Source organism: Mesorhizobium sp. M7A.F.Ca.ET.027.03.2.1, from assembly GCF_003999175.1.
Classification (GTDB): Bacteria; Pseudomonadota; Alphaproteobacteria; order Rhizobiales; family Rhizobiaceae; genus Mesorhizobium.
In genome coordinates this window covers 1-672 of the sequence record NZ_RZOM01001722.1, presented here as the reverse complement: position 1 = coordinate 672, position 672 = coordinate 1, and the positions used below count along the sequence as shown (strand labels likewise).

1 pseudogene is annotated in these 672 nt (G+C 62.4%); it reads left to right on the top strand.

From position 1 onward, the window contains the following. A pseudogene (locus tag EN750_RS37650) lies at positions 1-672 on the top strand (chain-length determining protein); the annotation flags it as partial.

Genomic DNA, 672 nt, shown 5'->3' with positions numbered 1-672 from the left:
GCACTACAAGGCCGAGACGCAGGTGGAGATCGCGCCGCGCGAATCCATCTACACGCGGCCGGCCAGCAACAACAACGACACCGACAAGCCTATCCTCGACGAACAGGGCGTCGCCACCCAGGTCCAGATCATTTCCTCCAACGAAATCCTCAAGCAGGTCTCGCAAAAGCTTGGTCTGGAAAAACTGCCCGAGTTCAATGAAGCGCTCGACATGTCGGCGCTGAGCCGCGCTCTGGTCCTGGTCGGCCTGAAAAGCGACCCGATGGAAATTCCGACGGAAGAGCGCGTGCTCAAGAAAATGCACGAGAAGCTCAACGTCTATGGCGTCGAGAAGACCCGCATCATTGCCATCGAATTCTCATCGGAAGATCCCAAGCTCGCGGCCGCCGTACCGGACGCCATCGCCGCCGCCTATATAGCGGGGCAAGGGGCGGCCAAGCTCGAATCGAACAGCGCCGCGGCAGACTTCCTGGCGCCCGAGATCGCCGACCTGCAGCGGCAGGTCAAGGATGCCGAGGCGAAGGTCGCCGCCTATCGCGCCCAGTCCGATCTTTTGATGGGTGGCAACAATTCGGTGCTGGCCACCCAGCAGCTTTCGGAACTGTCGAGCGAACTGTCGAAAGTGCGCGCCAACCGCGCCGCGGCCGAAGCGACCGCCGACGGCGTGCGCAG